A 20,171-nucleotide genomic window follows, 5' to 3' on the forward strand; every position below is an offset into this window, starting at 1 on the left:
GGCCGACGCCGCCGTGACGTCGGAGACCTCGCCCACGACCGCGCACCGCACGATCCGGCTGCCCTGGGCCGCCGCGACACGTCCCGCCGTGACGCACGCCCTCTCCTCCCCGTCCGCCCAGTGGTCGGCGGCCGCGAGCGCCGCCAGATCGGCCGCGCCGGCCGCACGGTGGCGGGCCAGCACGACCTCACCCTGCGCCAGCAGCGTCCCGGACACGGCACACAGGGCACCGATCACACAGACGCACCAGACCGTCGCCGAGCCGCGGTCTCCGGCCGGCCGGCGCCCCGGCCACGTGGCCTTCAGCAGTCGGCGCAACCTCACCGCTCCGCCCCGGTGTCTCACCGCTCCTCCCCCACGATGTCCTCGGCCGACGCCACTGCCTCGTGGCGCAGTTCGAGCGGAAGGGCGTCGGGGCCCGGTGGGTGCGCGACGACCAGCACATGCACCAGTTCGCCCCGCCGGTCCACCGTCACCCTCGCCCCGTCGGGCGCGGCCTGCCGGGCCATCTCCGCGACCACCTCCGGCGGCTCCTGCCGAGCCGCCGCCCGGGCCCCCGCCCTGGCCGCGTCCACGCACTGGATCTGCGCGGACACGGCCAGCAGGGCCCACACAAGGGCCATGGCGAAGAGCACCAGGGCGGGCAGTACGACCGCGGTCTCCGCCGTCACGAACCCGCGGTCGCGGCCCGGGCCCGAACCGCCGCGCCGCTGCGCCCGGTCACATCCGGACATCGAGCGCCCGCTTCACGATGTCCTGCAGCTCCCCGCTGACCTGCCCGCTCGTCACCACCTTGTAGAGGACCGCCGCGAAGGCCACCGCGGCGATGACCCCCATCGCGTACTCGGACGTCACCATGCCCGCCTCCTCTCGCATCGCCGCCCGTACCCGGCGCACCAGCGCACGCGCCCGGACCCGTACTCGTACCGCCTTGCCCATGCCGACCCCCATGAGGTTCTCGTCCGTCGGTCTGTCCGATCCGGTTCGCCGGAATCGGTCTGCCTGTGTTGATCTGCTTTTTCCGGTCTGCCTGTTTCGGCCTGCTATGTCGGTCTGGTTCGTTCGGTTCGTCAGGTACGGTCCGTCATCGGCCACCTCCTCCCAGCAGCCCTCCCGCGAGCCCGATCACCACGGGGAGCACCCCGACCGCGATGAACGCGGGCAGGAAGCACAGACCCACCGGAGCGGTGACCATGACCCCCGCCCGGCGCGCCCGCGCCGTCGCCGTCCGGCCCCACTCGGCGCGGGCCTCCGCAGCGAGCCGGCCGACCGGCGCGGCCGCCGGCGCGCCGGAGTCACCGGCCCGTTCCAGGAGTCGCGCCAGCGGTGCCGCGCCGGGGAGGGAGGCGAGCCGCCGCCATGCGTCGGCCGGTTCTGCCCCGAGCCGCACTTCGGCCGCGCCCCGCGCCAGCCGCTCGCCGACCGGTCCCTCCAGGGCTTCGCCCACCGCCTGTGCGGCCGCCACGGGGTTCGCACCGGCCGCGATGCACGCCGCCAGCAGATCGGCCGCCGGTGGAAGCCGGCGGGCCACCACGGCGGGGTTGTACTCCTCGGCGAGCCGGTCGGCTTCCTGCCGGTCCCGCCATCGCCTCACACCGAGCCCGACGACCAGACCGGCCACCGGTCCGCCGAATCCGCCGAGCAGCACCCAGCCGGCGCACAGCGCCCCCGCGACGGGCAGCCACCGCCGCACGGTGTCCCGAGCCTCGGTCCGCCGCCCCGCGGCACCCGGAGCCGCAGTCGACTGCTCCCCCGCCGCGGCACCCGGCGCCCCGATCCACCGGCCCGTCGGCCCGGCGCGTCCCCATCCGGCCACCAGCGCGGACACCGGGGTCCGCCGCACCTCGGCCGGGCCGCCCGGCCCCAGCACCTCGGCCGGGCCGCCCGGCCCCAGCACCGCGGCCAGCCGACGCCGCGCCCGACGCTCACGCCGCGCTGCTGCCGTCAGGCTCATCGCCCACCACAGCGCCGCCACCCCACACAGTGTCCCCAGCCTGTGGACAAGGTCGGCGCTCATGCCGCCTCCGCTGCGCGCACGATCCGCATGGCCCACCACAGCCCCGCCCCTTCCAGGACACCGCCCGCCAGGAGACAGCCCAGGCCCGGACCGGTGTGCAGCAGCACATGCAGCGGGCGTGCGCCCAGCAGGGTGCCGAGCACCAGGCCGAGTACTGGCAGCCCCGCGAGAAGTACCGCCGTCGACCGGGCGCCCGCCAACTGGGCACGGAGGTCATCCCGTTGATCACGCTCGGCGCGAAGGGCGCCCTCCAGCCGATCCAGTCCGGCGGCCAGTCCCGCCCCCCGGTCCACGGCCACCCGCCAACACGCGGCCAGCCCGGACAACCCGTCGGCCCCGGGCTGTCGTGCCGCGTCCGCGAGCGCGCCCGGCACATCGCCGCCGAACCGCGCGGCCGCCAGCACCTGTGCCTGCGCTCCGCCGAGGCCGCCCGCGTCCCGCGCCGCGGACAGCAGTGCCTCGCCCGGCTGGCGTCCAGCACGCACCTCCCCGGCGAGCGCCCCGCACAGCGCGATCACCGCAGCGCCACGCGCTTCCCGCGCCTTCCGTGCCTCCCGTGCCCGCCGCACCCGGCGCAGCAGCGGCACCCCGGCCACCCCGGCCGCCAGCGGCAGGGCGGAAGCACCGAGCACCGCGATCAGCACACCCCCGACGACCGACCACCATTCGGTCGGCAACCGGCGTACCCGTGCCAAGGCCCGCTTCCAGTGCGGCGGACCGATCCCCGCCGTCGGACCGCCGTCCGCGAACAGCGATCGGGCACGACGCGCCCCCTTGCCCGAGCCGCTCATCAGCCAGGCCGCCGCCCCGGCACACGCCGGCCCGACGGCGAGCGACATCTGACCGATCACCGTCACCACACCTCATCTCCGTCACTCGAGCCGCTTTCGTCCCTTCCGTGCCGGAGCAGTTCCCTCAGTCGCTCCCAGCCCCGCTCCCGCGTGAACGCCTCCCGGCCCCATCTCAGGGCGGGCACCGTCACCACGAGCCCCGACACGTCCCGTTCCAGCACATGCACCTCCGCGATACGGCGCCGCCCGCTCCGGTCCCGCACGAGATGGAGGACCACCGAGAGCGCGGCCGCCAACTGGCTGTGCAGCGCCGCCCGGTCCAGACCCGCCGCGGTGCCCAGCGCCTCCAGCCGTGCGGGCACCTGGGCCGCCGCGTTCGCGTGGAGAGTGCCGCACCCGCCCTCGTGGCCCGTGTTCAGCGCCGCAAGCAGCGACACCACCTCGGGCCCGCGGACCTCTCCGACGACCAGCCGGTCGGGGCGCATCCGCAGCGCCTGCCGCACCAGGTCCTGGAGCTCCACCAGCCCCACGCCCTCCTGGTTCGCGGGCCGTCCCTCGAGGCGCACCACATGGGGGTGCTCGGGCCGCAGCTCCGCCGAGTCCTCGGCCAGCACGATCCGCTCCGACGGCCCCACCACGCCCAGCAGCGCGCTCAGCAGGGTGGTCTTCCCCGTGCCTGTCCCGCCGCTGATCACATAGGAGAGCCGGGACGCGATCAGCGCCCGCAGCACCCGGTCCCCGCCCGGCGGCACCGTCCCCTCCGCCACCAGTTCGTCGAGGGTGAACGCCCGCGGACGCACGACCCTCAGCGACAGGCACGTGCAACCGACGGCGACCGGCGGGAGCACCGCGTGCAGCCGCGTCCCGTCGGGCAGGCGGGCGTCGACCCACGGTCTGGCGTCGTCGAGCCGGCGCCCGGCCACCGCGGCGAGGCGCTGCGCGAGGCGTCGCACCGCCGCGGCGTCCGGAAAGGACACGTCCGTCAATTCCAGTCCGCCGCCCCGGTCCACCCACACCCGGTCGGGTGCCGAGACCAGGACGTCGGTCACGGCGGGATCGGCGAGCAACGGCTCCAGAGGGCCGCTGCCGACCAGTTCCGAGCGCAACTGCCGGGCCGCTCCCAGCACTTCCGCATCGCCGAGCACCCGCCCCTGCTCGCGCAGCGCCTGTGCCACGCGCGCGGGGGTCGGCTCGGCCCCGCTCTCGGCCAGCCACTGGCGCACCCCGTCGAGCAGCCGCGTCCGTTCGCCGAGCACGGCCGCACGCTCGGCGCCCTCGGCCGGCCCCGGACCGAGTACCGTGCCGCGATCCGCCGTGGTCCTCCGGGTCCATCCCGCCTCCATGGGTCAGTCACCCGCCTCGGCCGAGGCCCGCTGCCAGAAGGCCGAGCAGAACCGGGCGAGCGGCCCCCGAGCCGCTCCCCCGGGCGGTGCGCAACCATCGCGCGAGGTGTCCTCGGCGGGCACCTCGCCGACCAGTGGCAGTCCCATCAGCCGAGCCACCTCGCGGTCGTCGAGACCGGGCGCGAACGGCCCCCGTACCGCGATCCGCAGATCGCCCAGGACCATGCCGACGGCCGACGCCACCCGCCGCGCGGCCGCGACGGCGCGCAGTTCGGCCGGGACGACCAGCACCCCGACATCCACCTGGGCGAGCACTTCGGCGACACCCTCGTCGACGCGGCGGGGCAGGTCGACGACGACCGCTCCGCCGCGCCGTCTGGCCGCGGCGAGGACGGCGCGCACCGCCTGGGGCGGGACGGCCACGGTGTCGCCGCGGTCCCAGCTCAGCACCCGCAGGGCATGCAGCTTCGGCAGGGACTCCTCCAGGGCACCGCCCCCGACACGGCCCCGCGAGGCGGCGAACGCGGGCCAGCGCAGCCCTTCGGCGGTCTCGCCACCGAGGAGTACGTCGAGTCCGCCGCCCAGGGGATCCGCGTCCACCAGCAGCGTGCGCCTGCCCTCGCGCGCCGAGGTGACGGCCAGGGCGCAGGCGAGCGTGGACGCTCCGGCCCCGCCGCGGCCACCGATCACGCCCACGGTGAGTGCGGGCCGTCCGACGCCTTCGGCGACGTCGGCGATGCGGTCGACGAGCCACTGCTCACCGTCCGGCAGGACCAGGACGTGGTCCGCGCCGATCTCGACGGCGCGCCGCCAGACACCTGGATCGTCCTGATCCCGCCCAACCAGCACGACTCCGCGCCTGCGCGCTGCCCCGCGCACCCGGCGTGCCGCGTCGTCGCCGACGAGGACGAGGGGAGCCGCCTCCCAGCTCCCCCGGTGCGCCGGCACCCCCGGGTGAACCTCCGGTCTGGCGCCCGCGGCCGCGCACAGGCGCAGCAGGTCGTCCAGGAGTTCGGCGTCCTCGGTGACGATCAGCGGCCCGCTCCGCCGCCCTTCCACGACGGTCGACCCGTCGTGCGCAATGGCTCCCGCCACGATCTCCAGCCCCCTTCGCTGCTTCTTCCGCGCGGTCCGCGGGGCCCACTGCCTCCCCGCGCTTCCCGCTCGTGTGAAGAACCGGCAACCGGTCTCCATATGAACGGCCGATACGAACCGGCCAAACGCGCCCGGCAAACCCAACCGGCCATGAACTCGCCTTCGGTGGACGCGCTGGAATCACGGTGCGGGTGATCCTGGAAATCGTGTGGATCTTGGTCGATAACTGTGGACGACTCAACGGTTGTGAATATCGCCGTCACTCAAACGGACGAGGTCCGGGAAACCTCCTCAGCGCACCCGATCCACTACACACCGTGACGAACTATGGGTATGACGAAGCGGAGCCCGCCGCACCGCAGCAGGGCCCGAGATCACGCGGAGAAGGAAGAAAAACCCACCCGGACATGCGACGACCCCCGCCGGGGGGGAGAGCGGGGGTCGTCCCCACGGCCGACTCGGGGGGGGAGGAGTCGGACCGGGTTAGCACGGTCGCGAACGATCCGTGACTTCCATGGTGTACCCGAGAGGCCTCTCAGGCAAACCCACGCGCCACACCTTACGCCGAATGGTGGGCGCCTATGCTCGGGCCCGTGGAAAACCACTCCTTGCCCCGCACAGCGGCCTTCTTTGACCTGGACAAGACGGTCATTGCGAAGTCGAGCACACTCACCTTCAGCAAGTCCTTCTACCAAGGGGGGCTGATCAACCGCAGGGCCGCGTTGCGTACCGCATACGCGCAGTTCGTGTTCCTCGCGGGCGGCGCCAACCACGACCAGATGGAGCGGATGCGCGAGCACCTGTCCGCGATGTGCCGCGGCTGGAACGTCCAACAGGTCAAGGAGATCGTCGCCGAGACCCTGCACGACCTGATCGACCCGATCATCTACGACGAGGCCGCCTCCCTCATCGAGGAGCACCACACCGCCGGACGCGACGTCGTGATCGTGTCCACGTCGGGCGCGGAGGTCGTCGAACCGATCGGCGAACTGCTGGGCGCGGACCGCGTGGTAGCCACCCGTATGGTCGTGGGCGCCGACGGCTGCTTCACGGGCGAGGTGGAGTACTACGCGTACGGGCCGACGAAGGCGGAGGCGATCAGAGAGCTCGCCCGGACCGAGCGGTACGACCTCGCGCGCTGTTATGCGTACAGCGACTCGGCGACCGATCTGCCCATGCTGGAGTCGGTCGGCCATCCGCACGCCGTGAACCCGGACCGGACCCTGCGGCGCGAGGCACTCGCCCGCGGCTGGCCGATTCTGGACTTCCACCGCCCGGTCCGGCTCAAGCAGCGGCTGTCGGTGCCTCCGCGGCCGGCGTTGCTCGCGATGGCGGCCATAGGCGCTGCCGCCGCCACGGCGGGGCTCGTCTGGTACACCAGCCGGCGCCGCGCTTCGGCCGTGTGAATCCGCGGCAGGTGCGACGGCGTCGCATTTGCGCCCGATTCATGCCCATTTGAACGTGAAAGTAAAGAAGTGCAGCCGGGGGTTCCGCATGGCCCGGGGCTGGAGTACAAAAGGATTTAGTGGCCCGCGAGACCAAAGGACATCCGAAGGGATCACCTTTAAGAAACGCAATTGGCCCCACGGACCCAGCATGAACACAGAGCACCCACGCGACGTCGACCCGTCGATTACGGGCCAGCCGCACCAGGTGACGGGCAGAAGTTCCCGACCTGATGGGCGACACATCGAGGACGCTTGGTAACCCTGTGAGCATGCCAGCGGCGGTACGAGCATTCGTACCGCCGCAACCATGTGCAGGGGCCGTGCAGGAGCCGGGGAAGGGGCCCTGCGCGCCGCTAGGCCGCTCCGCGCTGCAGCGCCTCGCAGACCGCGGTCGACTCGCGCACTCCCAGTTCGACGGCCTTCCCGCAGTGGGCGATCCACGCCGCCACGCCTTGGGGGGTGCCGGACGCATAACCGTCGAGGGCGGCGACATAGGCCGCGGGCCCGAGTTCGGCGTGGCCGACCTCGGCGGAGCAGATCGCCTTGGGATCGAGACCGCTGCCCACGAGGACGATGCGCTGGGCCGCGCGCGCGACAAGGCCGTTGTGCGATCCGAAGGGGCGCAGGGCGAGCAGCTCGCCGTGCACCACGGCCGCGGTCACCAGGGCCGGGGCCGAGCCTCCGGCGATGATCAGCTCGGCGAGGCCTTCCAGACGGCCGGCGACCTCGGACGCGCCCGGCAGCGGCAGTTCCACGAGCGGCTCGTCGACCGGCTCGCCGTCCTGCCGCGGGCGCCCCACGCGGGGGTCGTCCGTCGCGGCCGCCACCAGGTGCAGACGCGCCAGGACCCGCAGCGGCGACTGCCGCCAGATGGAGAGCAGTTGCCCCGCCTCCGCGGTCAGCCGCAGGGCCGCACCGACGGTGCGGGCGCCGTCGTCGCCGCTGAAGTCGGTGCGCCTGCGCACCTCTTCCAGAGCCCAGTCGGCCCCGGACAGGGCCGCCGAGCCACGCGCTCCGCGCAGCGCCGCCTCGGAGGTGACCTCGCTGCTGCGGCGCCGCATGACCCGGTGTCCATAGACCCGGTCCACGGCCTTGCGCACGGATTCCACGGACTCGGCCACCCCGGGCAGTGTCCCCAGGGCCGCTAGCGGATCGGCGGTCGCACCTGTCGTACTCATGAGTACGACACTACGCACCTCCGCGCCCCCTCCTTCGATGGAGTGGTCTTCTTCATAGAGTGACGCCACTTACAGCAATCATGCGATTACTGTTGGTGAACATGAAAATTGCTTTCGTCGGGAAGGGCGGCAGCGGCAAGACGACCCTGTCCTCCCTCTTCATCCGCCATCTCGCCGCCGCGGGGGCGACCGTCGTCGCCGTCGACGCCGACATCAATCAGCACCTGGGCGCCGCGCTCGGACTCGAGGAGGACGAGGCCGCCGCGCTGCCGGCCATGGGCGACCGGCTGCGGTTGATCAAGGACTATCTGCGCGGCCGCAATCCCCGGATCGCCTCCGCCGACACGATGATCAAGACGACTCCGCCCGGCGAGGGCTCACGGCTGCTGCGGGTGCGGGAGGACAACCCGGTGTACGACGCCTGCGCGCGCCCGGTGGAGCTCGGCGGCGGCGCCGTCCGCCTGATGGTCACCGGACCGTTCACGGACGCCGACCTGGGGGTCGCCTGCTACCACTCCAAGACGGGAGCGGTGGAACTCTGCCTCAACCATCTGGTGGACGGCCGGGACGAGTACGTGGTGGTCGACATGACGGCGGGGTCGGACTCCTTCGCCTCCGGGATGTTCACCCGCTTCGACATGACGTTCCTCGTCGCCGAGCCGACCCGGAAGGGGGTCTCCGTCTACCGCCAGTACAAGGAGTACGCCCGTGACTTCGGGGTCGCCCTGAAGGTCGTGGGAAACAAGGTGCACGGCCAGGACGACATCGACTTCCTCCGCACCGAGGTCGGCGACGACCTGCTGGTGACGGTCGGTCAGTCGGACTGGGTGCGCTCCATGGAGAAGGGGCGTCCACCGCGGTTCGAACTGCTGGAGGACGCCAACCGCCGTTCCCTGCACACGCTTCGGGCCGCCGCGGACGCCATGTACGGGGTGCGCGACTGGCAGCGCTACACACGGCAGATGGTGCACTTCCACCTGAAGAACGCGGCGAGTTGGGGCAACGAACGCACCGGGGCCGATCTGGCGGCGCAGATCGACCCCGGGTTCGTCCTGAACGAGGGCCTGGCGGCCGCCGTGTGAGCGCTGTCCGTCCGGCGCCTACGGTCGCACCGACGGGGAGCGCGGGGTGCCGCCGGGTGCCTCCGGGGCGGGGGAGGCACCCAGGAAGGCCCCCCATCCCTCCGCCGGGGCCCGGCCGACCCCGAGTGTGCGGAGCTTCTCCAGGACCCGCGGGTCCTGCGCCTCGAGCCAGTCCACGAGCCGGCGGAAGGAGGCACAACGCACCTCGGGCCGGGTGCAGACGCGTTCGACCACCTCCTGGACGGCACGCATATAGGTGCTGCCGTTCCAGGACTCGAAGTGGTTGCCGATGACCAGGGGCGCCCGATTTCCGCCGTACGCCCGCTCGAAGCCCTGCAGCAGACCGTCCCGCAGCTGATCCCCCCACGCGTCGAACTTGTCGGGGTCCTGGCCGCGAGTCCCGGACTGACCGGTCATGAAGTCGTAGTCCATGGCCAACTGGTCCACGTCGTGCCCGGGGAAGGGCACGAGTTGCATGGGCAGGTCCCACAGGCCGCCCTGCTTCCTGGGCCAGAGCTGCCTGCCGATACCGGAGGAGTCGTAGCGGAAGCCCAGCTCCCGCGCGGCCCTCACGAAGTTCTGCCGCCCCTCCAGGCACGGGGTGCGGGCTCCGATGAGCTCCTTGTCGTAGTCGAAGGGCAGCGGAGGCTCCTTCGTCAGGCCGGAATTGGTCTTCCAGGACTTCACGAACGCCTTCGCCTGGGTGACCTCGTTCCTCCAGTCCTCCACCGACCACTGACCGACACCGCCCCTGCCGCGACAGAAGTGGCCGTTGAAATGTGTGCCGATCTCATTGCCGTCCAGCCAGGCCAGCCGCAGCTGCTCGGCGGTCTCCTTGACACCCTTCCTGTCGTTGAAGCCGATCGCCGAACGGCCCGGCGGCTGTCCCGGCGGCCTGTACAGGGCGCGCTTGTCCTGTGGAAGCATGTACACGCCACTCAGGAAGTAGGTCATCGTCGCGTTGTTGGCCTTGGCCACCTTGCGGAAGTACGAGAACAGCCTCCGGTCGTCCTCTCCCGCTCCGTCCCAGGAGAAGACCACGAACTGCGGGGGCGCGTGGCCGGGCGCGAGCCGGTCGGGTCGCGGCAGATGGGGCTGGGCACCGGTGTAGGAAGTGGAGCCGTCGCCGATCAGGCGGACCGCACTGCCCGGGGCATGGGCTCCGAGCAGTCTTCGCGCGCCGTCGCCGGCACGGGGTGCGCCGAAGGAGCACCCGGCGAGCGCGGCGCCGGCCCCGGCCAGGGCGACGCCCGCCGCGATCCTCCGGGTGGCGGTCATCTCGGCCCACCTTCTTCCTTCAGCCGGGGCCACGCCGATCAGGTGCGGACGAAGCGCGCAGCCCGGCCAAGGTCACACGAGGCACCGCCGAAATTTGTATGACAAGCCGATGAGATTAGTCATTCACCCCACCGAGTGACGTAATGATCTATTTGCTCGACCATGGAAGGAGTTTTCCTTTACCTGGCATTACGGTTCATTTACCGAGTGTTGAGATCCCGCCGCTGTACGCCGTGACCCACGGCCGCGCCCGACCCGGGTCCCCGCCGGGGACCACCAGTTCCGCGACCGCGCCACACCGGAGGAGACGGGAACCATGCCCGCCTGCGTCCCTGCCCGCGCCGCCGACTCGACTCGGACGAAGCGTGTGCACCAGCCCCACAGTCCCCCGCCGACCCGACCCCGCCGTTTCCGTATCGCGGGTGCCGACCTGTCGGCCTCGATCGCGGTCTTTCTGATCGCCCTCCCCCTGTCCCTCGGAATCGCCCTCGCCACCGGCGCCCCGCTGCAGTCCGGCCTCGTGGCCGCGGCCGTCGGCGGCATCGTCGTCGGACGGCTCGGTGGCTCCCCGCTCCAGGTCAGCGGGCCCGCCGCCGGCCTCACCGTGGTCACCGCCGACCTCATCCACCGCTACGGATGGCGTACGACATGCGCCATCACGGTCCTCGCCGGACTCGCCCAACTGGGCCTAGGCTGCCTGCGCGTGGCACGTACGGCGCTCGCCGTCAGCCCCGCGATCGTGCACGGCATGCTCGCCGGTATCGGCGTCACCATCGCCGTCGCGCAGCTGCACATCGTGCTCGGCGGTACCCCGCAGAGCGCCGTCCTCGACAATCTCACCGCACTGCCCGCCCAGTTGGCCCGCCTGCAACCGGCCGCGGTCTCGATGAGCGTGCTGACCCTGACCCTCCTGCTGGCCTGGCCGCGGCTTCCCGGACGTGCGGGACAGCTCCTGCGCCGGATCCCCGCCGCACTCGTCGCCGTCGCCGGGGCCACCGTGACCGCCTCGTTCGCCGGGCTCACCCTGCCCAAGGTCGAACTGCCGTCCTGGAGCAGCCACGCGCTTGCCGGACTGCCCGAGGGTCCCGTGCTCGGCATCGCCGCCGCCGTCCTCACCATCACGCTGGTGTGCAGCGTCCAGTCGCTGCTCGGCGCGGTCGCGGTGGACAAGCTGACGGCCGGGCGCCACCCCCACATGGGCCGTTCCGACCTGGACCGCGAGCTGCTCGGGCAGGGCGCCGCGAACATCGTCTCGGGGACTCTGGGCGGGCTGCCGCTCGCGGGCGTGGCCGTCCGGAGTTCGGCCAATGTGCAGGCCGGCGCGATCAGCCGGAACTCCACGATGCTGCACGGCGTCTGGGTGGTGGCGGCCGCACTGGTGATGGTCCCGCTGCTCGAGCTGATCCCTCTCGCCTCGCTCGCCGCCCTGGTGATGGCCGTGGGCATCCAGATGGTGTCCCTGCACCACATCCGCACGGTCACCCGCCACCGGGAGGTCCTGGTCTACGTCGTCACCACGCTCGGCGTCGTCCTCCTGGGCGTCCTGCAGGGCGTGGCGCTGGGGGTCGCCGCCGCCGTGGGGATCGCCCTGCACCGACTCGCCCGCACCCGTATCACGCACGAGGAGCGGAGTGGGGTTCATCTCGTACGCGTCCGGGGCCAGTTGACGTTCCTCGCGGTGCCCCGGCTCACCCGCGCCCTGCATCTGGTGCCCGCAGGGGCGGACGCCGTCGTGGAGCTCGACGGGTCGTTCATGGACCACGCCGCGTACGAGACGCTGCAGGACTGGCAGCGCACACACCGCGCGCGCGGCGGCACGATCGCCCTGACCGGCCGAGCGGGGACGCCCATCACGATGCCGTCGCCGGACGCCGCCGCGCGCACCGGGAACCGGGGACCGACGGAGACGTCCACCTGTCGATGCAAACCCTGGACACCGTGGCGCAACCACCAGTGCGAGCAGCCGCCGGCAGCGGCGCCTGAGGGTGTTCCGGGTGAGCCGGACGCCGGATCGGGACCGAGCGGGGGACAACTCGCGCGCGGCATCAGCGCCTTCCAGCGGAACACTGCTCCGCTGGTGCGCGGCGAGCTGGCCCGGCTGGCGCGCGAGGGCCAGCGGCCGTCGCAGCTCTTTCTGACCTGCGCCGACTCGCGGCTCGTGACATCGATGATCACCTCCAGCGGACCCGGCGACCTCTTCGTCGTCCGCAATGTCGGCAACCTGGTGCCCCTGCCCGGCGAGGAGAGCGGGGACGACTCGGTGGGGGCCGCCATCGAGTACGCCGTGGACGTGCTGAAGGTGCGCTCCATCACGGTGTGCGGGCACTCAGGGTGCGGCGCGATGCAGGCGCTGATCGGTTCCGGGGCGAACGGCGGGAACACCCCGCTGCGGCGCTGGTTGCGACACGGGCGACCCGGCCTGGAGCGGATGGCCGACACGGGGCGCCCACTCCCCCGGATCGCCGGGCGGCAGCCCGCCGACGCGATCGAGCAGCTGTGTCTGACCAACGTGGTGCAGCAGTTGGAGCACCTGCGGGAGCACGAGTCCGTGGCCCGCGCGCTCGATGAGACCGCGCTCGAACTGCACGGGATGTACTTCCACGTCGGCGAGGCGCAGGCGTATCTGCTCGAGCCGTCCGAAGAGGGCGGCGTCTTCGGGCAGGTGGCGGCGGCCGGGGAGGTGCGCAGCCGCGCGTGACGGAGCATGCGGTGCGGGGTCCGGCCGTCCGGACCCCGCACCGTCATGTCCGTACCGGACGACGGCGCCCGGCCGCCGGACCGTCGTCGCCCGCCGCACGGGTCGTACGCCGGTGAACTGCACGATGCGCCGCCTTCCGTCCCGGGCGACAGGTGCGAACATCACCGCATGAACCAGGCCGGCGGGGCATACGTGACCTCAGGTGACCTGGTCGATGACAGCCCGCAACAGGTCTAAACCAATTTCCGGTCGGCCCTTGTCACCGAGCCCCCGGTCTGATGAGCTGTGGCACGGGACACAACGGACACCCTGGGAAAGGGAGATGTCGTGAGCAACGAAAGCCTGGCCAACCTGCTCAAGGAAGAGCGCAGGTTCGCGCCCCCCGCCGACCTGGCCGCGGGCGCCAACGTCACGGCGGAGGCGTACGAACAGGCCAAGGCTGACAGGCTCGGCTTCTGGGCCGAGCAGGCCCGGCGGCTGACCTGGGCCGTGGAGCCCACCGAGACGCTCGACTGGACGAACCCGCCTTTCGCCAAGTGGTTCAAGGACGGCAAGCTCAACGTCGCGCACAACTGCGTCGACCGGCACGTCGAGGCCGGCCACGGCGACCGCGTCGCGATCCACTTCGAGGGCGAGCCCGGCGACAGCCGCGCCATCACCTACGCCGAGCTCAAGGACGAGGTCTCCAAGGCCGCGAACGCCCTGCTGGAGCTGGGGGTCCAGAAGGGCGACCGGGTCGCCGTCTACATGCCGATGATCCCCGAGACCGCGGTCGCGATGCTGGCCTGCGCCCGCATCGGAGCCGCGCACTCCGTCGTCTTCGGCGGCTTCTCGGCCGACGCCCTCGCCACCCGCATCAAGGACGCCGACGCCAAAGTCGTCATCACCTCCGACGGCGGCTACCGCCGCGGCAAGCCGTCCGCGCTCAAGCCGGCCGTCGACGACGCGATCGAGCGCGTGGACAACGTCGAGCACGTGCTCGTCGTGCGCCGCACGGGCCAGGAGGTCGGCTGGACCGAGGGCCGCGACGTGTGGTGGCACGAGATCGTCGAGCGGCAGTCCGCGGAGCACACGCCCGACGCGTTCGACGCCGAGCACCCGCTGTTCATCCTGTACACGTCCGGGACGACGGGTAAGCCCAAGGGCATCCTGCACACCTCCGGCGGCTACCTCACCCAGGCGTCCTACACGCACCACGCCGTCTTCGACCTCAAGCCCGAGACCGACGTGTACTGGTGCACCGCGGACGTCGGCTGGGTCACCGGGCACTCGTACATCGTGTACGGGCCGCTGGCGAACGGCGCGACCCAGGTCATGTACGAGGGCACGCCCGACACCCCGCACCAGGGCCGGTTCTGGGAGATCGTGCAGAAGTACGGGGTCACGATCCTGTACACGGCGCCGACGGCGATCCGGACGTTCATGAAGTGGGGCGACGACATCCCCGCGAAGTTCGACCTGAGCAGCCTGCGCGTGCTCGGTTCCGTCGGTGAGCCGATCAACCCCGAGGCGTGGATCTGGTACCGCAAGCACATCGGCGCCGACCGTACGCCGATCGTGGACACCTGGTGGCAGACCGAGACCGGCGCGATGATGATCTCGCCGCTGCCGGGTGTCACGGAGACCAAGCCCGGGTCCGCACAGCGGGCGCTGCCGGGCATCGCCGCCACCGTGGTCGACGACGAGGCGAACGAGGTGCCGAACGGCGGCGGTGGCTACCTCGTGCTCACCGAGCCGTGGCCGTCGATGCTGCGCACCATCTGGGGTGACGACCAGCGGTTCATCGACACGTACTGGTCGCGCTTCGAGGGCAAGTACTTCGCCGGGGACGGCGCGAAGAAGGACGACGACGGGGACATCTGGCTCCTCGGCCGCGTCGACGACGTGATGCTCGTCTCCGGCCACAACATCTCGACCACGGAGGTCGAGTCCGCGCTGGTGTCCCACCCGGCGGTCGCGGAAGCGGCGGTCGTGGGAGCGGCGGACGAGACGACGGGTCAGGCGATCGTGGCCTTCGTGATCCTGCGGGGCACGGCGTCCGAGGACGAGAACCTGGTCGCCGAGCTGCGCAACCACGTCGCTGCGACGCTCGGGCCGATCGCCAAGCCGAAGCGGATCCTTCCGGTGGGCGAGCTGCCGAAGACCCGGTCCGGCAAGATCATGCGACGGCTGCTGCGTGACGTCGCCGAGAACCGTCAGCTCGGAGACGTCACGACGCTGACCGACTCCACCGTCATGGACCTGATCCAGGCGAAGCTGCCCGCGGCGCCCAGCGAGGACTGAGCAGTCCCACTGCGTCCGAAGGGGCCCCGGCGGCGCGCCGGGGCCCTTCTTCATGGGCTTTCTTCCTGATCCCGTGGGCCCGTGGCCGGGGCCTTCGCGGTCGGCGCCGCACCCGCCCCACGGGCACCTCGGCCGCTCCCGCCCGAAGCGCGCGATTCGCAATCGTAATACTCAGGTAAAATGGTCAGCTCAAGGTGTGCCGGGAAGTCTGGTCGGCAAGCCGTCCGCATGTGACGGCCGTAAGCACTCGTACCGACCCGGAGGTCCATCGCCGTGGCCGCGCCCAGCACCCGCACCCGCACGTTCTTCGGCCGTCTCCCCCTGCCCGAACGAACCTTCGTCGCGAACGCGCTGCGCACCGAGACCGTCGGCGGTGTGCTGCTCCTGCTGGCGGCGGTCATGGCACTGCTGTGGGCCAATCTGCCCCCACTGCACGACAGCCACGAAACCCTCAGTCACTACCGCGTGGGTCCCGCCGCCCTCGGGCTGCAGCTGTCCGTCCAGCACTGGACCGCCGACGGCCTTCTCGCGGTCTTCTTCTTCGTCGCCGGGATCGAGCTCAAGCGCGAACTGGTCGCGGGCGATCTACGGGACCGCCGCGCCGCGGTGCTCCCCGTCGTCGCCGCGCTCTGCGGTATGGCCGCTCCCGCAGCCGTCTACGCCCTCACAGCCGCCGCCGGCGGCGGCTCCTTCGCGGGCTGGGCGGTGCCCACGGCCACCGACATCGCCTTCGCCCTCGCGGTCCTGGCGGTGATCGGCGCCTCCCTGCCGTCGGCACTGCGCGCCTTCCTGCTCACCCTCGCCGTCGTGGACGACCTGTTCGCGATCCTGATCATCGCCGTCTTCTTCACCGACCGAGTGGACTTCGCGGCGCTCGGCGGTGCCGTCGCCGGGCTCGTGGTGTTCTGGATCCTGCTGCGCAAGGGGGTGCGCGGCTGGTACGTGTACGTGCCGCTCGCCCTGGTCGTCTGGGGCCTGATGCTCAACAGCGGCGTCCACGCCACCATCGCGGGCGTGGCCATGGGGCTCATGCTGCGCTGCCACCGCCGCGAGGACGAGCAGCACTCCCCGGGCGAGCACATCGAACATCTCGTACGGCCCTTGTCGGCGGGCCTCGCGGTGCCGCTGTTCGCCCTGTTCAACGCCGGCGTGGCCGTCTCCGGCGAGGCACTCGCGGATGTGTTCACCGAGCCGGTGACGCTCGGGGTCGTGCTGGGCCTGGTCCTCGGCAAGACGGTCGGCATCTTCGGCGGTACGTGGCTGACGGTCCGGTTCACGCGTGCCTCCCTCGGGGAGGGCCTCGCCTGGGCGGACGTGTTCGCGGTCGCCTCGCTCGCGGGAATCGGCTTCACCGTCTCGCTGCTCATCGGCGAACTCGCGTTTGCCGGCGACGCCGCGCTCACCGGCGAGGTCAAGGCATCCGTCCTCACCGGATCGCTGATCGCGGCCGCATGCGCGAGTGTGCTGCTGAGGGTGCGGAACGCCAAGTACCGCGCCCTGTGCGCCGACGAGAATCGCGACGACGACCTCGACGGCGCTGCGGACGTCCACGAGGAGGGCGGCCCCGCACACCGCCTGCGCATGGCGGAGATCCTCGAGCGCGGGGGCGCGCAGCACGCGGGGATAACCGCATGGAAAACCACCGAGCGGGGGAACCGGGCCGGACCGGGAACGGGACGTCCGGCGGAGGCCGAAGGGGACCGGCTGCCGAAGGCCGGCCCAGACCGGTCGCCGGAGGGGAAGTAGGGCAAGCGTGCCGAAGTGGTGGGCGGGGCAAGCACGGAGAACCACCGTCCGGCATGATCTGACACATCCACAGAATTCCGCAGCCAAGGCAAAGCGGACACACGCAGAGAACAGGGAGACCGCGATGAGCGCACCCGACGGCAGCCCGGTCGGCGCCGAACGCAGCATCGGCCAGCTGTTCGCCTCGGCGACGACCGAGATGTCCGCGCTGGTGCACGACGAGATCGCCCTGGCGAAGGCCCAGCTCAAGCGGGACGTCAAGCGTGGCGCGACGAGCGGAGGCGCGTTCTCCGCCGCGGGCGCCGTTTTGCTGTTCTCTCTGCCCATGCTGAACTTCGCGCTGGCGTACGGGATCCGGACGTGGAGCGGCTGGAACATGGCCGTCTGCTTCCTGCTGTCCTTCGCCGCCAACGTCCTGGTCGCCGGACTGCTCGCGATCATCGGCCTGCTCTTCGCGAAGAAGGCCAAGAAGAGCAAGGGCCCGCAGAAGGTCGCCGCGTCGATGAAGGAGAGCGCCGGGGTCCTGCAGCACGCCAAGCCGCACCCCCGTCAGCCGAGCTCGGCCGACAAGGACGTCGACGCTGTGGCACGCTCGTCCTCATGACGGACCCCGCCCCCCATTCGGCGCAACCCACCTCGGTCGTGCGTCCCGACGGGCCCTGGACGCACCGGGACGTCGCCGCCAACGGCGCGCGTTTCCACATCGCGGAGCTGGGCGACGGGCCCCTGGTACTGCTGCTGCACGGCTTCCCCCAGTTCTGGTGGGCCTGGCGGCACCAGCTGACGGCGCTCGCCGACGCGGGCTTCAGGGCCGTGGCGATGGATCTGCGCGGAGTGGGAGGCAGCGACCGCACGCCGCGCGGTTACGACCCCGCGAACCTGGCGCTCGACATCACCGGCGTCGTACGGTCCCTGGGCGAGCCCGACGCCGCGCTCGTCGGTCACGACCTGGGCGGTTACCTCGCCTGGACGGCGGCCGCCATGCGCCCCAAGCTCGTACGGCGGCTGGTGGTCTCCTCGATGCCGCACCCGAGGCGCTGGCGCTCGGCGATGCTCGGCGACGTCAAGCAGACGACCGCGGGGTCCTACATCTGGGGCTTCCAGCGGCCCTGGATCCCCGAACGCCGGCTCACCGCCGACGACGCAGCTCTGGTCGGACGGCTGATCCGGGACTGGTCGGGGCCGCACCTGCCCGACGACGAGGCCGTGGACACCTACCGGCGCGCCATGAGCATCCCCTCCACGGCGCATTGCTCGATCGAGCCGTACCGCTGGATGGTGCGCTCCCTGGCCCGGCCCGACGGCATCCAGTTCAACCGGCGCATGAAGCGCCCCGTGCGGGTGCCCATGCTGCATCTGCACGGATCACTGGACCCCGTGATGCGCACGCGCAGCGCTGCCGGATCGGGTGAGTACGTCGAGGCGCCGTACCGCTGGCGGCTGTTCGACGGGCTCGGCCACTTCCCGCACGAGGAGGACCCGGTGGCCTTCTCCTCAGAGCTGATCAACTGGCTCAAGGACCCCGAACCCGACCGCTGATCCGGCCCCGGTACACCACCGGCCCGGACGGCCGTCCGGAGGAATCCGACCCCGTTCAGTGACGTCCCGGACGCGCCCGGTATCCGGGCAGGAACGCCTGTTCCTCGAACAGCCACATGCCTGCCGCATAGGCCAATTGGGCGGCATGAGGGCGGTTATCGACCTTGGGGCGGGGGCAGACGTCCGGGTATGGGCTGGACGCACGACTACAGTGACGTAGCACGCACTCGCCGCTCGGCCGCCGCGCCGAGCTCCCACCAGGGGGGCGCCCCGCAACTCGCGGGTACCGACCCACGCGTGGGCATCCCGCACATTCTTCGCCGCCGGGCCCGCTGGGTCTCGGTACGTCTGCGTCACCCGCGCGGCTGAGCCCGCCCCCGTCGAACCGGCCGACGACATCCGCACCAGCTACTGCGCCTCAGAGCGCACAGCTGTCGCTGTCCACCTGCTGGTTCGCGGCGCGGCCTCTGGCGATGTCCTCCTGGACCTCGTCCGCGGTGAGCGCGTACCCCGTGTTGGCATCGTCGAGGGACTTGGCGAAGACCACCCCGTAGACCCTGCCTTCGGGTGTCAGCAGCGGACCGCCGGAGTTGCCCTGCCGCACGGTGGCGTACAGCGAGTACACATCACGCCGGACCGTGCCACGGTGGTAGATGTCAGGGCCGTTGGCCGTGATACGACCGCGGACGCGGGCGGGCTGGACGTTGTACGAGCCGTTCTCCGGGAAGCCCGCGACGATCGCGTTGTTGCCGCCTGACGCGTCCGAGGACGTGAACTTCAGCGCGGGTGCGTTCAGATCGGGTACGTCGAGTACGGCGATGTCGCGCCGCCAGTCGTAGAGGACGACCTTCGCGTCGTACCGCCGGCCCTCGCCGCCTATCTGGACGGTGGGTTCGTCGACCCCGCCGACCACATGCGCGTTGGTCATCACTCGGCGCTCGCCGAAGACGAACCCGGTGCCCTCCAGCACCTTGCCGCAACTCTGCGCGGTGCCCATGACCTTGACGATGGACCGCTGGGCGCGCGTGGCGACCGCGCTCGACGCCAGGGTCGGGTCGGGAGGCCGGACCTCGGTGATGGGTTCGTTCGCGAAGGGGCTGAAGACCTGCGGGAAGCCGTTCTGCGCGAGAACCGTGGAGAAGTCGGCGAACCAGGTGTCCGCCTGCGTGGGCAGGGCCCGGGAGACGCCGAGGAGCACCTTGGAGCCGCGGACCTCCTTGCCGAGCGTCGGCAGCGTCGTGCCGGCGAGGGCCGAACCGATCAGCCAGGCGACCAGGAGCATCGCCACCACGTTGACGAGGGCGCCTCCGGTCGCGTCCAGGGCACGGGCCGGGGACCAGGTGATGTACCGGCGCAGTTTGTTGCCGAGGTGAGTGGTCAGGGCCTGGCCGATGGAGGCGCAGACGATGACCACGACGACGGCGACGACGGCGACCGTCGTGCTCACCTTGTGGTCGCCGGTCGCCCTGTCCCACAGGAAGGGAAGCAGATAAACGGCGACGAGACCGCCGCCGAGGAAGCCGATCACCGACAGGATGCCGACGACAAAACCCTGGCGATAGCCGACGATCGCGAACCACACGGCGGCGACCAGCAACAGGATGTCCAGCACGTTCAATGCTTCCAGCCTCGCCTCATCACGTTCGGTCCGCACTCGTCCGGCCGGGGATCCG

Annotated in this window: 17 protein-coding genes and 1 pseudogene; 8 read left to right on the forward strand and 10 right to left on the reverse strand. The window is 71.6% G+C overall.

The annotated features are described in order from the left end of the window. Positions 1-18: 18 nt before the first annotated feature. The 7 genes and pseudogenes from RCR19_RS17180 to ssd form a co-directional block, all read right to left on the reverse strand. Positions 19-345: pseudogene (locus RCR19_RS17180) on the reverse strand (Rv3654c family TadE-like protein); the annotation flags it as partial. Then, positions 342-734, reverse strand: coding sequence for a TadE family type IV pilus minor pilin (locus RCR19_RS17185; protein ID WP_331265950.1), 393 nt, complete (start codon positions 732-734; stop codon positions 342-344). The gene RCR19_RS17185 and the pseudogene RCR19_RS17180, both read right to left, overlap by 4 nt. Next, positions 721-939, reverse strand: a complete 219-nt coding sequence (locus tag RCR19_RS17190) for a DUF4244 domain-containing protein (protein ID WP_115975967.1) — start codon at positions 937-939, stop codon at positions 721-723. Before RCR19_RS17190 ends, RCR19_RS17185 begins: the two co-directional genes overlap by 14 nt. 145 nt (positions 940-1,084) lie before the next feature. Beyond that, complete coding sequence (locus RCR19_RS17195; RefSeq protein WP_331265951.1) at positions 1,085-2,017, reverse strand: type II secretion system F family protein; 933 nt, start codon at positions 2,015-2,017, stop codon at positions 1,085-1,087. Beyond that, positions 2,014-2,856 (reverse strand): type II secretion system F family protein, encoded by an 843-nt coding sequence (locus RCR19_RS17200; RefSeq protein ID WP_331269465.1) that lies wholly within the window; start codon positions 2,854-2,856, stop codon positions 2,014-2,016. Before RCR19_RS17200 ends, RCR19_RS17195 begins: the two co-directional genes overlap by 4 nt. Positions 2,857-2,870: 14 nt before the next feature. Further along, a complete protein-coding gene (locus tag RCR19_RS17205) occupies positions 2,871-4,151 on the reverse strand; it encodes a TadA family conjugal transfer-associated ATPase (protein ID WP_331265952.1) in 1,281 nt (426 codons plus the stop codon). A 3-nt stretch (positions 4,152-4,154) separates the two neighbouring features. Next, positions 4,155-5,246, reverse strand: coding sequence for a septum site-determining protein Ssd (gene ssd / locus RCR19_RS17210; RefSeq protein ID WP_331265953.1), 1,092 nt, complete (start codon positions 5,244-5,246; stop codon positions 4,155-4,157). Between the two features lie 581 nt (positions 5,247-5,827). On the opposite strand from ssd, the gene RCR19_RS17215 reads away from it, so the two are divergent. Beyond that, complete coding sequence (locus RCR19_RS17215; protein WP_331265954.1) at positions 5,828-6,652, forward strand: HAD-IB family hydrolase; 825 nt, start codon at positions 5,828-5,830, stop codon at positions 6,650-6,652. 395 nt (positions 6,653-7,047) lie between these two features. On the opposite strand, the gene RCR19_RS17220 is transcribed toward RCR19_RS17215, so the two are convergent. Further along, positions 7,048-7,872: an oxidoreductase gene (locus RCR19_RS17220; protein WP_331265955.1), complete on the reverse strand. Its 825-nt coding sequence runs from the start codon at positions 7,870-7,872 to the stop codon at positions 7,048-7,050. Between the two features lie 101 nt (positions 7,873-7,973). On the opposite strand from RCR19_RS17220, the gene RCR19_RS17225 reads away from it, so the two are divergent. Then, positions 7,974-8,954 carry an ATP-binding protein gene (locus tag RCR19_RS17225; protein WP_331265956.1) on the forward strand — a complete coding sequence of 327 codons (981 nt, stop codon included), beginning with the start codon at positions 7,974-7,976 and terminating at the stop codon, positions 8,952-8,954. A gap of 18 nt (positions 8,955-8,972) precedes the next feature. Here the strand turns inward: RCR19_RS17225 and RCR19_RS17230 are convergent, their stop codons facing one another. Continuing rightward, a complete protein-coding gene (locus tag RCR19_RS17230) occupies positions 8,973-10,232 on the reverse strand; it encodes a hypothetical protein (protein ID WP_331265957.1) in 1,260 nt (419 codons plus the stop codon). 316 nt (positions 10,233-10,548) lie between these two features. Between RCR19_RS17230 and RCR19_RS17235 the strand changes: the two genes are divergently transcribed. The 6 genes from RCR19_RS17235 (at position 10,549) to RCR19_RS17260 (ending at position 18,867) form a co-directional block, all read left to right on the forward strand. Beyond that, on the forward strand, positions 10,549-12,930 hold the full coding sequence (locus RCR19_RS17235) for a bifunctional SulP family inorganic anion transporter/carbonic anhydrase (protein WP_331265958.1): 2,382 nt from the start codon (positions 10,549-10,551) through the stop codon (positions 12,928-12,930). A 285-nt stretch (positions 12,931-13,215) separates the two neighbouring features. Continuing rightward, complete coding sequence (acs, locus tag RCR19_RS17240) at positions 13,216-15,213, forward strand: acetate--CoA ligase (protein WP_331265959.1); 1,998 nt, start codon at positions 13,216-13,218, stop codon at positions 15,211-15,213. A 273-nt stretch (positions 15,214-15,486) separates the two neighbouring features. Then, positions 15,487-16,959: a Na+/H+ antiporter NhaA gene (gene nhaA / locus RCR19_RS17245; RefSeq protein ID WP_331265960.1), complete on the forward strand. Its 1,473-nt coding sequence runs from the start codon at positions 15,487-15,489 to the stop codon at positions 16,957-16,959. A gap of 124 nt (positions 16,960-17,083) precedes the next feature. Continuing rightward, positions 17,084-17,563: a phage holin family protein gene (locus RCR19_RS17250; protein ID WP_331265961.1), complete on the forward strand. Its 480-nt coding sequence runs from the start codon at positions 17,084-17,086 to the stop codon at positions 17,561-17,563. Beyond that, positions 17,560-18,498 (forward strand): alpha/beta hydrolase, encoded by a 939-nt coding sequence (locus RCR19_RS17255; protein WP_331265962.1) that lies wholly within the window; start codon positions 17,560-17,562, stop codon positions 18,496-18,498. The genes RCR19_RS17250 and RCR19_RS17255 overlap by 4 nt, the downstream gene beginning before the upstream one ends. A 189-nt stretch (positions 18,499-18,687) precedes the next feature. After that, positions 18,688-18,867 carry a hypothetical protein gene (locus RCR19_RS17260; RefSeq protein ID WP_079051031.1) on the forward strand — a complete coding sequence of 60 codons (180 nt, stop codon included), beginning with the start codon at positions 18,688-18,690 and terminating at the stop codon, positions 18,865-18,867. Between the two features lie 49 nt (positions 18,868-18,916). On the opposite strand, the gene RCR19_RS17265 is transcribed toward RCR19_RS17260, so the two are convergent. Then, positions 18,917-20,116: a MarP family serine protease gene (locus tag RCR19_RS17265; RefSeq protein ID WP_331265963.1), complete on the reverse strand. Its 1,200-nt coding sequence runs from the start codon at positions 20,114-20,116 to the stop codon at positions 18,917-18,919. Positions 20,117-20,171 lie beyond the last annotated feature (55 nt).

The organism is Streptomyces sp. WAC07094, from assembly GCF_036320405.1.
Lineage (GTDB): Bacteria > Actinomycetota > Actinomycetes > Streptomycetales > Streptomycetaceae > Streptomyces > Streptomyces lannensis.

Excerpts from the sequence above, each read along its gene's own strand:
- RCR19_RS17185 (WP_331265950.1), bottom strand. The coding sequence starts at position 734 with ATGTCCGGATGTGACCGGGCGCAGCGGCGCGGCGGTTCGGGCCCGGGC.
- RCR19_RS17190 (WP_115975967.1), bottom strand. The coding sequence starts at position 939 with ATGGGCAAGGCGGTACGAGTACGGGTCCGGGCGCGTGCGCTGGTGCGC.
- RCR19_RS17195 (WP_331265951.1), bottom strand. The coding sequence starts at position 2,017 with ATGAGCGCCGACCTTGTCCACAGGCTGGGGACACTGTGTGGGGTGGCG.
- RCR19_RS17200 (WP_331269465.1), bottom strand. The coding sequence starts at position 2,856 with ATGTCGCTCGCCGTCGGGCCGGCGTGTGCCGGGGCGGCGGCCTGGCTG.
- RCR19_RS17205 (WP_331265952.1), bottom strand. The coding sequence starts at position 4,151 with ATGGAGGCGGGATGGACCCGGAGGACCACGGCGGATCGCGGCACGGTA.
- RCR19_RS17215 (WP_331265954.1), top strand. The coding sequence starts at position 5,828 with ATGCTCGGGCCCGTGGAAAACCACTCCTTGCCCCGCACAGCGGCCTTC.
- RCR19_RS17220 (WP_331265955.1), bottom strand. The coding sequence starts at position 7,872 with ATGAGTACGACAGGTGCGACCGCCGATCCGCTAGCGGCCCTGGGGACA.
- RCR19_RS17225 (WP_331265956.1), top strand. The coding sequence starts at position 7,974 with ATGAAAATTGCTTTCGTCGGGAAGGGCGGCAGCGGCAAGACGACCCTG.
- RCR19_RS17230 (WP_331265957.1), bottom strand. The coding sequence starts at position 10,232 with ATGACCGCCACCCGGAGGATCGCGGCGGGCGTCGCCCTGGCCGGGGCC.
- RCR19_RS17235 (WP_331265958.1), top strand. The coding sequence starts at position 10,549 with ATGCCCGCCTGCGTCCCTGCCCGCGCCGCCGACTCGACTCGGACGAAG.
- RCR19_RS17250 (WP_331265961.1), top strand. The coding sequence starts at position 17,084 with ATGAGCGCACCCGACGGCAGCCCGGTCGGCGCCGAACGCAGCATCGGC.
- RCR19_RS17255 (WP_331265962.1), top strand. The coding sequence starts at position 17,560 with ATGACGGACCCCGCCCCCCATTCGGCGCAACCCACCTCGGTCGTGCGT.
- RCR19_RS17260 (WP_079051031.1), top strand. The coding sequence starts at position 18,688 with ATGGGCTGGACGCACGACTACAGTGACGTAGCACGCACTCGCCGCTCG.